Below are 14,763 nucleotides of genomic sequence, written 5' to 3' on the forward strand. Positions count from 1 at the left end.
TGGTGAGTACGGGTTTATTTATGAGTTTATTTTATTTTTTGCGGTAACTAATATATATCTTGCTAAATTAAGATAAGGTTCAATTTGGCAATACTTTTGTTCAAGTTCTAATAACTGCTCAAAGTGAGTTTCGGCCTTGGAGTTATTGGTAAGATAATCATGAAAAATGCGAATCCCTGTTTTTTGTAAGATAGTAAAATCTAACTGTGTCAGCCAGTGATATACGTCTGTTGGAACTCTTGGAAAATCAGGAGAAAGTGTCTTTTTTTTGCGTTTAGCTAAACCCGATTGCGTGTAACCAAAATTGCCTAATGTAACGGTTTTAAATAAAAGCGCATGATAGTTATAAAACATTAACGATAAATAACCCTCAGGGTTTAGATGTTTTTTTAATGATGTTATTAATTCAATTGGCTCAGCTATCCATTCTAAAACTGCATGACAAATGACTAAATCAAACTGTTGGCTAATTAAGTTATCGAGCTGTTGAATAGGGCAGCAAAGACAATTTATATTTACCTTTTCTGCTTGAGCTTTTTGTTTTGCCACTGCCAGCATTTGTTCAGAAATATCACAGAGTGTTACTTGATGTCCAAGCTTGGCAAGTCTGCAGGCGATTTGGCCTTGCCCACCGCCGGCATCAAGTATGGTTAGTGGCTTATTGGTTGGATAAGTTGATAAAATTTTTTCTAGTTCTTTCCATACTACCGCTTCGCGAATTTTGCCTTTGGTTGTGCCATAAATATTTTGTGCAAATTTATTGCTGATGTCATCAAAATTACGATCTTGTTTATTCATGAGTTATTTTTGATTGTTTAACTGTTTTGCTTCATCATTTATTTGTGCTATTTTAGCTGCCATCTGGCTATAGCACTGTTCCATTAAGGATCTGGCATCTTCTTTGCCCAGATCTTTTGTTTCGATAGGATCTAGCATTTCAATAATAATATACCCATTATTTAGACGATTAAGCTTGATATCATTGGTTTGTGATACACAAATTGGCACAATGGGTACACCAGCTGCAATTGCGGCTTTAAATGCGCCTGTTTTAAACGGTAACAATCCACGTCCACGGCTACGAGTACCTTCTGGAAACATCCAAATAGATATGCCACGTTTTTTGATTTCATTGACAACTTGTTCAATTGTATCGCGAGCTTTTGATTTATTATTACGATCAATAAGAATATTGCCGGTAAGGTAATAAAGTTGCCCAAAAAATGGAATCCAAGCCAGACTTTTTTTACCGACCGTGACTGTTTTAGGCTGTACCACATCACCTGCTACAACGACATCATAGTTATCTTGGTGATTGGCAATATAGACGCAGCTACCCATTTTTCTAATATCAGGGGAGAGGCGAGTATCAACTTTCACACCGAATATTGGTTTAAAGAAAAAACTAAATAAATGTGCAAATCTTGCCACATTTTTAGGATTTCTTGGATTGAATAAGCAAAATAGAGTGCCTAACACGCAAATGACAATACCAATAATAACAACACTAATTAAGCGAAAGAGAAATACCATAATTTACCTCATAAGTTAACTTCACGTATTATATACATAATCTAAACTAATATACAGTTTGTTAAATACTGTTGTTAAAGGGAAATTTATGCATAAATCGACGATTATTTGGAATGAAAATCAGATGCCTGTTTCTGTTCATTTTGATGATGTGTATTTTAATACCGAAGGCGCTATTGACGAAACAAGGTACGTATTTATTGAAGGTAATGATTTAACTCAGCGTTTTTTAGAGCATAAGCAAAATACATTTATTGTTGGCGAAACAGGTTTTGGTTCGGGACTAAGTTTTTTGATTTTATGGCAAACGTTTTTAAATTTTAGGAGTCAGCATCCGCATCATATACTTAAACATCTTGCTTTTTTCAGTGTCGAAAAGTATCCATTATCATTAGATGAACTTATAAAGGTGCATGATAATGTGATTTATAAAAATGAAATGTTATTTTCGTTAGCAAAACAACTTCAGGCTAGTTTGATTGATTCTACTTGCCGGTTTGAAAACGTTAGTTTAACAATATGTTATGATGATATTCGCTATTTTTCTGATTTTTTAGCGAAGCAAAATGTATTGATTGATGCTTGGTTTTTTGATGGATTTTCTCCAGCTAAAAATCCTGATATGTGGTCAGAACCATTATTTAAAGATTGTTATGCATTGACGGCAACAAATGGTTCTTTTGCCACGTTTACTGCGGCTGGATTTGTGCGACGAAATTTGCTGAATGCTGGATTCAAAGTGCACAAACGCAAAGGATTTGGGGTAAAACGCGAAATGTTAATTGGGTATAAAGATGTGTAACCTTGCCAAGGTAATTGGCAAGGTAAAACGATGGATAAGTTTTATTTGGTTTAAAAATCAAATTGATAAATCAGATCTAATGTTTGTGCTAAGCTTGATGTAGCATCTAAATAGAGACTAGGCATTAGGCGGTAACGCAAAGTAAAAGTGGCCAGTGAATCAAATATGCCTACGCCATACTTGAGTTGTAAGTTAGGTAATATGTAACCACTCACCACAACTTTAGAGTTATTACCTGCACCTTGCGTATCAAGTGTTAGATTTTTGATACCAAATGCATTACCGATATCGCCAATATATTTACCGGTTTTTGCTGTGCCAATACCAACGAGTAATGCGGTCATCATGTCACTGTCACTTTGTTCCGCACTATCAAGTCCTTGACCCCGAATTAAGTAGGAAAGGGCTTCTTGCTGTGACATGGCCGGATCTGAAAACACTTCAATTTTAGGCGATTCCAAGGATCCTGTAACCCGAATTCCCGCCATGATATTACTATTATCCATAGATTCAGGATTACGGATTGCTTCAATGTCAAGCATGGCTTGATCTGTCGAGCCTGAAAATGTAATTATGCCTTTGTGGATAACCAAATCCTGTCCATAAGCATGGAATCGGCCTGTCGGAATCAAAACCTCGCCATGCAGATCAAGCCCCTTATTGGTTTGTGCCGCAATCAAGTTGCCTTTAAGTGAGGCTTTTAATCCAAAAGCATCGACCATAACTTGATCACCAATAGCAATTTCAAGATGGCTAAAGATTTTCATACCAAATTTTTGTGGATTAATTTCTTTTCGATTTATATCGAGCATTACTTCATCTGGTGATACATCAATACTCGATGATGGAAGTGATTCAACCGTTATTTTACCTTTTGGAATGCTCACTTTACCTAATAATGCTAGTTCATCTTGTGTTGCACTGATTTTAATATCGGGAACGATGGTCATAGCAATCATTGGTGGCACAGACACTTCCATGGCAGCGCCATTAACCGTTAACGAGGCTTGCCATTTATCAAAAGTGTTCCAGCTGGCATTACCATTAATATTAACATTGCCAGCTTGTGTAGCTAAAATACCTTTTAAAGTAGATGATTTACCCGTGAAATTGACATCAAACTTAGCTGATTTTACATCAATTGGTAATTGGCTTGATTTTATTTCACTATTTTGTAAGTTAATGTTACCTGTAAGCAATGGGTCATTGAGTGATCCAGAAAATTTAACCTTACCATTAATGGCTCCTTTGGCATAATCTTTGCTATCTAATAACGGATTAATAATTGCTAACGCCAAATGATCGATATTTAATTGGCCACTTAATGCTTTTTGATTAATTGGATCTGTTATAACGATATTCCCGCTAATTTTTCCTAGTTTATTTAGGCCAAAAATCCAATCTAATTTAGCTTGTTGTTCATTAAATTCTGCATCAATCTTAAAAAGATCGAAAGGAAGTGGCAACGACTGCGAGGTCACCATTTGTTGAATATAAACATCATGACTGGTTATATTTGCTTTTATTGATGGTATTTCAGTGTCATTTTTAAATTGGATGATGACTTTACCATTTACATTACCAGTAAGTTTGGTTTCACCATCATTAGGTATCGGTAGTTTAGATAGATTAATTTCTTTTAAAGTAATACTCGTATCGCTGTTTTTAGTTAGCGAAAATTGTTTATCAAGGCAAATAGTTGATTTTCCATTTATCCAGCAATGGGAATTAATGGTTGGAATTTGATTATTCACATCATAAGCTAAATCCATAGATTTAGCGAGTTGCCAATTATTGTTCTTGCCTAAATTAAGTAGGGCATGTGGAATGGTTGCACTCCATTTTGTGCGTGCTTTATCAAGCTGTCCAGTTAGTGAGGTCTTTAATGATGCTGGCTCACCATCAATATTAACGGTTAAAGTATGCTGCCTTTCACTGCCAGATAGATCAATAGTTGCTTTTTTGATGGTTTTGCTTGGCAATTCTATTGATTGACCGGTTAGTTTGATGTTACCACTGACTTGATTTTTATATTCAACTTTGCCAACAAGATTGGCTTTAGCAACTTTGATCGTGTCAAAAGAAAGTGAGTTAACCAACAAATTGGTATCAATAGTGGTATTGCTAGCAGCGCCATTGAGTTTAATATTGCCCGCAATTGATCCTTGCATGCCCTCAATCAATAGCGATAGTGATTCGAAATTTAACTTCGCAAGTAAGCTGCCTCTTTCACTTGAGCCATTTAAATTGAGCTGATTTTTCCCCCATTTAATCGCAAAATCATCTGCAGTGGCTTTATTTTCAGAGTTAACAAATAGATTACCTGATGTCGAAAAATCGGCATGTTTGATATTACCTTTTAACTGTAAATTGGACAAATTAAATGCCCATTTGTCTCTCTCTAGCGAGCCGGTTGTTTTCAATTGTCCGTTTAATCGAATTGGATAATTTGGTAATTCTTTGGTGATATCAACGTTATTGAGTTTTATGTCGGTATCCCATTGCAGGGCTTGTTGCCAATTTGCAGTTCCTGCTATATTAATTTCACCTTGAGGTAATTTAATTATGCCATGGTCGATTATTGCACCTTGATTGGTGCCTGTACCAGCAATATCAAACATAGTATTGGCTAATTGTTCTCCTTTTATATGACCTTTAGCTGACATTTGATACTGCTGCACGTTACCATTTATTGATGCATCAAAATCATTTAATTCATATTGCGCTTGCCCTTCCATTGGCCATTGAATATGCTTACCTTCGAATTGGGTCATGATAGGTAGGTATTTTTCAATAAAATTGATGTGTCCACTTAGTTTCATCTGATTTGAACCGTTCATGGTTGTATTGACTAACAACTCACCCAGCAATTTTCCTGAAAACTGTGCATCAAATTGGTTTTGTTCGGTACTTGCTTTCACTAACGCTAGTACTGGCCAATCGTCATATAATGTGATTTCGCCCGAAACCGAAGCATGTCCGCTTGCGTAAGGGGTGGTAGCATCTGTATCGACTTGTTTTACAATGATACGACTATTAACGATATTAGTTTGAATGACAACGTTATTGAATCGATAATCTTGCCCCCCCATATGTAATAACCAGTTATTACCAGTTAAACTTGTCACATTAATATTTAATGGAATATTAACTTGAGGTAATGAGTCAATCAGTGGTTGATTAAAAAGTTGGCTGATTTTTTCATTAAGCGAGATATCTTCAACTGTTGCTTTAACGGGTGCATTGGTTATTTTATTATCCGCAAAAATAGCGCTTAAATCTGTTGCTACAGCCGGATAAACATAAATTTGATTATTAACCCACGTTGCTTTACCAGTAAAGTCTGACATACCAAATTGCATATCATCAACGGTGACTTTTATCTTTGTTAGGTGGGTATTTTTAAGATCTATAGGTAACGGTGTTTTAAGTTCAAAACGTATTTCTGTGCTGGGCTCTTCGCTAGGTGAACTATCTATTTGTTCGGTATTAATTGAAACATTTACACCATTGGCATTAAATTGATTGATACAGATTTTGGTTTTTAATAAACAAAGTCCAGTAAGTGAAAGTGAGGCATCATTGACTTGAACATTAACACCTGGTAATTGTAGCGAAAGACCTTGAATATGCAGATTATGGAAGGTTCCCTCAACTTGTGTTATCTTTAACTCAGGTAAAAATTTATTTAAAACATAAGTGGTTAGTCTGACCCCTATACTTGTGTATATAAATAGAATAACAAAGGCAATTAGAAAAACGAAAACAGATAAAATGGCAACGCTTCGCTTTTTCCATTTATATATCCGTTTCAGGTTTTTAATTTTTTTTATTCTAACAGAATTTGTTGTCATATTATAATTCGCTTCCTAGGCCAATGTATAGGTGAATAGAACCAGTGTCTTTGTTGAGCGGTGTTGCTAAATCAATTTTTATTGGTCCAACAGGTGATGCCCAACGGATACCCAATCCTGTCCCAGTATAAAATTTGGTTTTATCAACTTTGTCTATAGCTTCGCCTGTATCTACAAACGCAGCTCCCCACCATGATCCAGATAAATTATATTGATATTCAAGCGAACCGGTAATGAGTTTAGAGGCACCTTTTAACTTGTCTTTTTTATCCTTAGGTGAAATAGATTGATAACTGTAACCTCGAATACTGCGTTCACCACCGGCAAAAAATCTGAATGAAGGTGGAACTCGGTCAAAATTGTTTGCTTGTATAATGCCAAAATTACCGCGGACTATAAATCGGTGCGATTTTTTTAGTGATCGAATCCAAGTTTGCTGTGCTTGAAAGCGTACAAAATTAATATCTGAACCTAATTCCTTTCCAGCTGCTTCAACAGAGTAACGCTGCGAATCGCCCCACATCGCTAATAATTCACCATCGGAACGGATTCTTGATAAGCTAAGCGAAGGATAATACAAAAATGTTTTAAAACTTGCATCACCTTGGGTAAAATCATCTTGTAACACATTGAAACCTAATGCTGTTTGCCATCCATAAAAATTATCCCAGTTGCGTAAAGCTCCGAACGTATAAGATCGCGAATAGGTATCATTGTTATCAATCTTTTTATAACCACCTTGGATAGTGTAATATTGCTCTAAAGGCGATTTTTTTAACGGGATTTTGTAACTCATAGTGACCAGTTGTTCTGGTGAAGATAGCGATAAGTTACTTTGAAAACTTTGTCCTCGGCTATTGATCCAAGGTTTATTCCAACCAATTTTACCGTGCACACCGTTATCAGTTGAAAAGCCTAATCCTAAATCCATATTATTTTTTTTACGGGGTGAAGTTTCTATATCGATGGGAAGTACTTTATCTTCTGTTAAATGAGGAAAATCCGGGACAACCACCACCGAATTAAACCAATTTGTTGAGGTAAGGCGTCTATTTAATGATGACAACTGCTCGGCTGTATATTCCTCACCTTCTTTAAATGGCACAATATTAGCTAAATAATCATCACGGATTTTGGCATTATGAAAAGTAACTTTACCCAATCGATAGCGTCTACCTGTCGTATAATCAATATTCCAGAAGGCTTGATGCTTAGACATTAAGACAGCTAACTGATGTTTAGGCATATTTGCATCAAAGTAACCTTTTTTTAATGATAAATTTTGCAGACTTTTCTTAAATGATTCGTAAATACCATGATTTAACACATCGCCAATTTTGGGTAAATTATTTTTTAGCAAATATTCAAAATCGGGATCTTTTTGTCCGTCCCCAGTAATATTGACATTGAGCTGCTCAACTAATACGGGTTCGCCAGGCGATATACTAACAACAAGCACTTTAGGGTTTTGTGCGTTATATTCAAAAGTAGGGGAGTAGTAACCTAAAGCGCGTAGTGCTTTTTGGGCTTCACTTTCAAAATAACGCTTAAAATTTGGGGTATCACTAACTTTGTCTGGTGTAATTAATGAAGTACGCGCCTCCACATTATCAGCAAGTTCTCCTGTTAATCCCTTAATGGATAATTTCATATCAGCATAACTTGCTGTAGCTACCATCGCTAAAAGTAAACCTAATGAACAGGAAAATCGCGACACATACACCTCGTATAATATTAAGATTCAAGTAAAGTGACATGACCAATATAGGGTAAGTGACGGTAGTGTTGAGCATAGTCAATACCATAACCCACAACAAACTCGTCAGGAATGGAAAATCCGATATATTTAACAGGAACGTTTACTTCACGCCGTGAAGGTTTATCTAGTAGTGTACAAATTTCAATACTACGTGGATGTCGCAATTTTAAAATAGCCATAACTTTGCTGAGTGTATTTCCCGTATCTATAATATCTTCGATAATCAATACATCTTTATCACGGATATCTTCGTCTAAGTCTTTTAATATTTTAACATCACGGTTACTAATAATAGCATTACCATAGCTTGATGCTGTCATAAAATCAACTTCGTGTCCGACCGTAATTGCCCTGCTCAAATCGGCCATAAAAATGAAAGAACCACGCAAAAGGCCAACTAAAATAAGTTCATTTTGGCTATCTTTATAGTCTTGACTTATTTGTTGACCTAATTCGATTACGCGCTTTTGGATATCATCAGTAGATATCATCATGTCTAATTTGTGTTTTCTCATTAATAATACTCAAATTAACTTTTAAAAAATTAAATGAGATTCTAGCAATATTCCTTGATAAAAAGAATAAGCGAACTCATTTTTTATTAAACTAACATGCGAATGGATTTTAATATTTTATACTCAAACACCTAGTTACCTGAAACTTTTTGACAACTATTTTTAATCATTTTTTTGTGTAAACGTCGTTTTTTAAAAAACTCACTTAAAATAGCGCTACATTCGTTAGCTAGTACTCCGCCTTTAATTTCTGCATAATGGTTTATACCTTGCTGAGCAAGAATATCGATAAAAGAACCTGCCGCGCCAGTTTTGTAATCACTTGCACCATATACTACACGTTTAATACGGCTATGAATAATGGCGCCAGCACACATAATACAAGGTTCAAGAGTGACATATAAAGTTGTATTAATTATGCGATAGTTATTCAAAAATTTACCCGCTTGTTCAATAGCTATTATTTCAGCGTGAGCAGTGGGATTATGCTTACTAATGGATTGATTAAAACCTTCACCAATAATTTGATTATTTTCATCAACAATCACCGCACCGACCGGGATTTCTCCTATCGATTCGGCACGATTAGCAAGCATTAATGCACGGCGCATCCAAATTTCATCTGACATTTTCAAATTACAAATTATTGAGATTTAGAACATCACGCATGTCGTATAAACCAACGGGTTGTTTGGCAAGCCAGAGTGAAGCTCTTACAGCTCCATTAGCGAATGTCATACGGCTAGATGCTTTATGACTAATTTCAACACGTTCGCCAATATCGGCAAAGATAGCAGTATGTTCTCCTACTATGTCACCGGCCCTGATAGTTGCAAAGCCGATAGCGCCTTGTGGCCTTTCACCTGTATGACCTTCGCGACAGTAAACAGCACGATCTTTTAAGTTACAATCAAGAGCCTCTGCAATTGCTTCACCCATGGCTAATGCTGTACCAGACGGCGCATCAACCTTGTGACGGTGATGCGCTTCAATAATTTCGATATCAGTATAATAGCCCATAATTTTGGTGGCTTTTTCCAATAATTTTAGCACTAAGTTAACACCGACACTGAAATTTGCGGCAAAAACAATAGCAATGTTTTTAGCTGCATCAGCAATAGCTTGTTTGCCTACCTCATCAAAACCAGTTGTGCCAATGATTATCATTTTTTTATTCTCAACACAAAAAGCTAAGTGTGCAAGGGTGCCTTCAGGTCTAGTAAAATCGATTAATACGTCAAATTGGTCTTTAGCTTGTTCTAGATTATCGGTGACTGTAATACCACAAGTACCGATCCCAGCAAGTTCACCAGCATCACTGCCAATTAATGATGAACCATCTCGTTCAAATGCTGCACCTAAGGTAACCCCTTCGATTTGCGAAACAGCTTGGATAAGTTGCCGTCCCATTTTGCCACCAGCGCCAGTGATCGCGATACGAATCATGTTTGTTGACATATAACTTTCCTTAACTTTTTGTGAATGTAGATAAATAAATATTATAACGGAAAATAAAGAACTTATACACATAAGCTAAACTTTAATGCTACAATTTTTGATCCGTTTTCTATAAAAAATAATCGGGAGTTATTATGCGATCTCCGTGGTATTTTGGTTGGAACATCGTTATTGCAGCTTCTTTTCTTACTTTACTTTCCAGTGGGTTGAGAATGAGTATGGGGGTCTTTTTTCTTCCCATTGCAAATGATCTCGGTTTTAGCCGTAGCGTCCTTTCTGGAATTATTGCTATAGGTATGCTTTTTTCAGGTATCGCAATGCCAATAGCCGGATATTTAGTGGGTAAATATAGCACTCGTTTTGTCCTAGTATTAGGCACGATCATTATTATTCTCTCGACAGTTTGGTCAGCTAACTCAACTGATTATTGGAGCTTTTTACTATCTTTCGGTATTGCATTATCTTTTGGTACTTCTTTTGTGGGGTCAGTTAGTTTTACGCCCATTGTAGCGCGTTGGTTTATTAAACGCAGAGGATTGGCCTTATTTATTTTATCAACAGGAAGTATGGCAGGTATTGCGGTGATGTTACCTGTTTTTGCATTCTTCATTCCTATTTATGGATGGCAAACAACGCTAATTTCGTTTGCTGTGATTTTTATGATTATCGCCTTACCTATTGCTTTGTTTATTATGAAAGATAATCAATCTGAGATCGAAAATTCTAGTATAGAGCCTGTTATCAATCAAAAAATAGAGCCTAATATCAAACTTATAGATGTGCTAAAAACACGTCCATTTTGGCAACTGAGTTTTGGGCTTTTTACCTGTGGCTTCAGTATGAATTTATTAGGGACACATGGTGTCCCAATGCTTATCGATCATGGATTTGATCCTATCACCAGTTCTAATGGTATTGGTTTAATTGGTTTAGTCGCTATTTTTAGTACCTTAGTTTTGGGTTATCTATCTGATATAGTACAACGAAAAAACATTTTGATGATGGTTTATTTAATACGAGGCTTAGGTTTTATTGCTCTTGTTTTAGCATCAACTAAATGGCAGCTTTTTACTATTGCAGCAGTGGGTGGTTTGGTTTGGGCTGGCGCTTTGTCAATGTCTGGAGCTATTACAGCAGATATTTATGGTGTAAAAATTGTGGGATTACTTTCTGGATTAACCTATTTGGGGCATCAAATTGGTGCGATGATTGGTTCATGGTTAGGTGGATGGGCTTACGATCACTTACACACTCATCTAGTTGCGTTTGGTACGGCAAGTATTTTATTGTTACTAGCGGCATTTAGCGCCTATCTTCTTCCCAAACGATAATAGCTTAAAACAAATGGACGCCAAGTCGCGTCCATTCTTGCTTACAAAACTTTTAATAATTCAACATCAAAAATTAATGCACTGTATGGTGGAATTGATGCACCAGCACCTTGAGCACCATAACCTAACTCTTGAGGAATATATAAACGCCATTTTGAACCTTCAGGCATCAGTTGTAGCGCTTCAACCCAGCCTTGAATTACGCCATTGACAGGGAACTCAGCTGGTTGTCCACGCTCTACTGAGCTATCAAATACAGTACCATCAATCAATTGACCTGTATAATGGACTTGGACACGATCTGTTGCTTTAGGTAAAGCGCCATCACCTTGTTGGATGATTTCATACTGTAAACCAGATTCAGTCGATTTAATGCCATCTTTATCAAGGTTTTTAGCAAGAAAATCTTTACCTGCTTGAGCAATTTTTTCTGCTTGTTTGGCTTTTTCTTTTGTTGCTTGTTCGTGTACATGACGTAGTGCATCATGTAGTTCTTGCAAAGGTAGTGCAGGCGGATTACCGGCTAAAACATCTTCCATTGCTTGTTTTAACGCATTAAGTTCTAAATTATTTAAGCCTGATTCTTTCAATTGTTGCCCAATTTGTAATCCAATAGCATAACTTGCTTTTTGATCTATTGTTTCTAGTTTCATTTTGTACCTTAATTGTTTAAAAAAACGTCTATTCTGACTATATTAAATTGGTGGATACAAGGATAAAAGTCAAGTGATAATTGATATCATTGCTTGACGATAACTTGGTTATTAGCTAATTGTTAAAGAATTTATCAATTTGGCTAGCACTCAGGCAAAATATCAGCGATAATATAGCCTATTATTTTTTTAATGGATAAAGTTAGATGCTGTTTCGTAAATTTACCGCCTTTGCAATTGTAACGAGTGTTTTATTAACTGGTTGTTCGGTTGTTGAGCGTTGGGTATATAGACCTGATATCAACCAAGGTAATTATGTGACACAAGATGCCATTGAGCTATTACAAGTTGGTCAAAGTAAAGAACAGGTTGTATTTATTATGGGATCGCCAATGTTAACTTCTGTTTTTGGTGATAACGTTTGGTATTATGTTTTTCGTCAACAACCGCAGCATGATGCTGTTAGCCAAAGAACTTATGCTGTATATTTTGATGAAATGGGCATTGTAAAGGATATCAAAAATTCAGAGTTAGCAGGATCTAAGTCATTAGAAGAAATGAATAAACAAGGTATATCAGACCCAATTGATACTAAGTCTGAAGATAATAATTTTGATTCTGATTCTGATTCTGATTCTGAATCTTAATCAAAACAAAAACCTCGCTTAAAAACGAGGTTTTTTGATTTATACTATTTATACATAAAAAATTACAATTTTAATTGTTAATAATAGCCATTTGCTAAGGAAGAAAAAATTGTGATAATAATTGCAATGTATAATATAAGAAATATAACTGAAGCGATAAATGTAATTAGAAAATATTTCCAATAGCCATATAGATTTTCAATAGCAGCAATTATATCGTCTTCTTTTTGAAGACTTGCAGCTAAGCTAAATGCGCTTCCCGATTTGAAAAGTTTGACGCCAGCAATAATTTGTGGAATGCCTATAATCGCAGAGATTATTCCTAGACAGGTAAAAGAGCCCGCAATTATAAAAATAACACCAAAAATTTGTTGCATAGTCGCAATAAATCGCATATGTTTCTTTAATAATTCAGTTGTTTGAAAAGTAATTGTATTTGTTTGATTTGTATTCATTTTGATTCCTTATATTATTGCTCTATTAAAGAGCGCGGATAGAATAACAGCTTTTTAATCAATGTCTAGGTGTTTTTCGCATACTGGTTCTAGTTCAAATCGTTTTTCTATTGTTCCTATAATCGATAGGACGTAAAGACCTTTTATTAAAAGGGTTTTTGGGTGCTTATTGAAATCCTGAGCAATACTAGCATAAACTAAAATATTCCAATAAAAGCTTTTATTTTATAAAACAACTAAATTGTTTTTATATTTCAAAATAAAATTACACTAAAATGTAAAAACCAGGCCGGATTGCATATTTGACGACAGTCGCTGTATTGCTGTTGAAACAAGTAATAATATAAGTAAAGAAAAGGGAAAATTTAAAAAAGGAATAAAGCCCCCCGATTTCATACTTGCAATATCACTATTGATGAAAATTTACATAGCATATTGTTTTTAATAATGTCTCGAATTGCTCTATTTTCGATAATTGGTTTGTCGCCCATGTTTTTACTATTTGTTGCTCGTTAAATACCTTTGACTCACGATAAATGATCTTGGCTTTTTTATTTCAACGGTGCAGCGATAGCGAGGTGTTCCGTCTGCACGGACATGTTTATCTATGATATAATAAGCCATAAATTAATAGCCTTAAATTATTCGTCCCATCGGCGTGCGAACCTGATAATGAAAAATATATCAAAATAGGCAAAAATAATCTTATAAGATAATCAATAAAAATATTTATAAACATTGGTGTATCAATGAATTCAACAAAAAATAAATTTTCCGTTGCCCCTATGCTTGATTGGACCGATAAGCATTGCCGTTATTTTCATCGAATTTTAACCAAACAAGCATTGATCTATACCGAGATGGTGACCACAGGCGCGATTTTATTTGGAAAAGGTGATTATTTAGCTTTCAATCATGAAGAGCATCCAGTTAGCTTGCAACTAGGTGGTAGCGATCCTAAAGCATTAGCACAATGTGCAAAATTAGCACAAGAACGTGGTTATGATGAAATAAATTTAAATGTAGGTTGTCCATCCGATCGCGTACAAAATGGTATGTTTGGTGCTTGTTTAATGGGAAAAGCCGATTTAGTTGCAGACTGTGTTGCACAAATGCAAGATCAGGTGGATATCCCAGTCACAGTAAAAACCCGAATTGGTATTGATGATTTAGATAGCTATGCTTTTTTGTGTCAATTTATTGAAAAGGTTATGCCTTATACCCAAACATTTATTGTACATGCGCGCAAAGCGTGGTTATCGGGATTAAGTCCAAAGGAAAATCGGGAAGTCCCTCCGCTTGACTATGAACGTGTTTATAAACTCAAACAAGATTATCCCGATTTAACGATAGCCATTAATGGCGGTGTTAAAACGATTGAGGAAATAAAATACCACTTACAGTATGTTGATGGCGTGATGATAGGACGAGAAGCATATCAAAACCCACTATTACTTACTGAAATTGATACGCAAATTTTTGGCACAAATACTTCCGTCATCGACCCTCTATCTGCCATTCGTGAACTTTACCCTTATATCGAACAGCAGCTAATGCAAGGTGCACAACTTAACCATATTATGCGCCATACTTTAGGTATATTTAATGGACGTAAAGGGGCAAGGCAATGGCGACGTTATCTTAGTGAGAATGCCCATAAAAAAGGGGCTGGGGTCGAGGTAGTGGAACAGGCTTTAACATTCATCGAATAATATTCTATAAAAAAGCAATCATATTCGCTTTATAATGGCGCTAA

13 protein-coding genes are annotated in these 14,763 nt (G+C 35.6%); 4 read left to right on the plus strand and 9 right to left on the minus strand.

Features of this window, described 5'->3' with window-relative positions; genetic code table 11:
- Positions 1 to 18: 18 nt before the first annotated feature.
- Both GYY69_RS01645 and GYY69_RS01650 read right to left on the minus strand, forming a co-directional pair.
- Positions 19 to 798, minus strand: a complete 780-nt coding sequence (locus GYY69_RS01645) for a methyltransferase domain-containing protein (RefSeq protein ID WP_174796112.1) — start codon at positions 796 to 798, stop codon at positions 19 to 21.
- 3 nt (positions 799 to 801) lie between these two features.
- Complete coding sequence (locus GYY69_RS01650; protein WP_174796113.1) at positions 802 to 1,533, minus strand: 1-acylglycerol-3-phosphate O-acyltransferase; 732 nt, start codon at positions 1,531 to 1,533, stop codon at positions 802 to 804.
- Between the two features lie 88 nt (positions 1,534 to 1,621).
- Between GYY69_RS01650 and mnmD the strand changes: the two genes are divergently transcribed.
- Entirely contained in the window at positions 1,622 to 2,335 is a 714-nt protein-coding gene (mnmD, locus tag GYY69_RS01655; protein ID WP_174796114.1) for a tRNA (5-methylaminomethyl-2-thiouridine)(34)-methyltransferase MnmD, read from the plus strand.
- 50 nt (positions 2,336 to 2,385) lie between these two features.
- On the opposite strand, the gene tamB is transcribed toward mnmD, so the two are convergent.
- The 5 genes from tamB to dapB all read right to left on the minus strand — a co-directional run bounded on the left by tamB (position 2,386) and on the right by dapB (position 9,921).
- A complete protein-coding gene (tamB, locus tag GYY69_RS01660) occupies positions 2,386 to 6,189 on the minus strand; it encodes an autotransporter assembly complex protein TamB (RefSeq protein ID WP_174796115.1) in 3,804 nt (1,267 codons plus the stop codon).
- A 1-nt stretch (position 6,190) separates the two neighbouring features.
- On the minus strand, positions 6,191 to 7,867 hold the full coding sequence (tamA, locus tag GYY69_RS01665) for an autotransporter assembly complex protein TamA (RefSeq protein ID WP_174796157.1): 1,677 nt from the start codon (positions 7,865 to 7,867) through the stop codon (positions 6,191 to 6,193).
- A gap of 56 nt (positions 7,868 to 7,923) precedes the next feature.
- Positions 7,924 to 8,463 carry a hypoxanthine phosphoribosyltransferase gene (gene hpt / locus GYY69_RS01670; RefSeq protein ID WP_065639191.1) on the minus strand — a complete coding sequence of 180 codons (540 nt, stop codon included), beginning with the start codon at positions 8,461 to 8,463 and terminating at the stop codon, positions 7,924 to 7,926.
- Between the two features lie 131 nt (positions 8,464 to 8,594).
- On the minus strand, positions 8,595 to 9,092 hold the full coding sequence (tadA, locus tag GYY69_RS01675) for a tRNA adenosine(34) deaminase TadA (protein ID WP_065639190.1): 498 nt from the start codon (positions 9,090 to 9,092) through the stop codon (positions 8,595 to 8,597).
- A gap of 7 nt (positions 9,093 to 9,099) precedes the next feature.
- A complete protein-coding gene (dapB, locus tag GYY69_RS01680; RefSeq protein WP_174796116.1) occupies positions 9,100 to 9,921 on the minus strand; it encodes a 4-hydroxy-tetrahydrodipicolinate reductase in 822 nt (273 codons plus the stop codon).
- Positions 9,922 to 10,055: 134 nt separating this feature from the next.
- On the opposite strand from dapB, the gene GYY69_RS01685 reads away from it, so the two are divergent.
- Positions 10,056 to 11,252 carry an MFS transporter gene (locus tag GYY69_RS01685; protein WP_174796117.1) on the plus strand — a complete coding sequence of 399 codons (1,197 nt, stop codon included), beginning with the start codon at positions 10,056 to 10,058 and terminating at the stop codon, positions 11,250 to 11,252.
- Between the two features lie 41 nt (positions 11,253 to 11,293).
- Here GYY69_RS01685 and GYY69_RS01690 read toward each other — a convergent pair whose 3' ends face one another.
- Positions 11,294 to 11,905, minus strand: coding sequence for an FKBP-type peptidyl-prolyl cis-trans isomerase (locus GYY69_RS01690; RefSeq protein ID WP_174796118.1), 612 nt, complete (start codon positions 11,903 to 11,905; stop codon positions 11,294 to 11,296).
- Positions 11,906 to 12,111: 206 nt separating this feature from the next.
- Here GYY69_RS01690 and bamE point away from each other — a divergent pair, with 206 nt between their 5' ends.
- Positions 12,112 to 12,552, plus strand: coding sequence for an outer membrane protein assembly factor BamE (gene bamE, locus GYY69_RS01695; protein ID WP_174796119.1), 441 nt, complete (start codon positions 12,112 to 12,114; stop codon positions 12,550 to 12,552).
- Positions 12,553 to 12,629: 77 nt separating this feature from the next.
- Here the strand turns inward: bamE and GYY69_RS01700 are convergent, their stop codons facing one another.
- Positions 12,630 to 13,007: a DUF5362 family protein gene (locus GYY69_RS01700; protein WP_174796120.1), complete on the minus strand. Its 378-nt coding sequence runs from the start codon at positions 13,005 to 13,007 to the stop codon at positions 12,630 to 12,632.
- Between the two features lie 749 nt (positions 13,008 to 13,756).
- On the opposite strand from GYY69_RS01700, the gene dusA reads away from it, so the two are divergent.
- The gene (gene dusA / locus GYY69_RS01705; RefSeq protein WP_174796121.1) at positions 13,757 to 14,719 is read left to right on the plus strand and encodes a tRNA dihydrouridine(20/20a) synthase DusA; all 963 of its coding nucleotides are present in this window, start codon (positions 13,757 to 13,759) and stop codon (positions 14,717 to 14,719) included.
- Positions 14,720 to 14,763 lie beyond the last annotated feature (44 nt).

Origin of the sequence: Gilliamella sp. ESL0250, assembly GCF_013345045.1 — a bacterium.
Classification (GTDB): domain Bacteria; phylum Pseudomonadota; class Gammaproteobacteria; order Enterobacterales; family Orbaceae; genus Gilliamella; species Gilliamella apicola_H.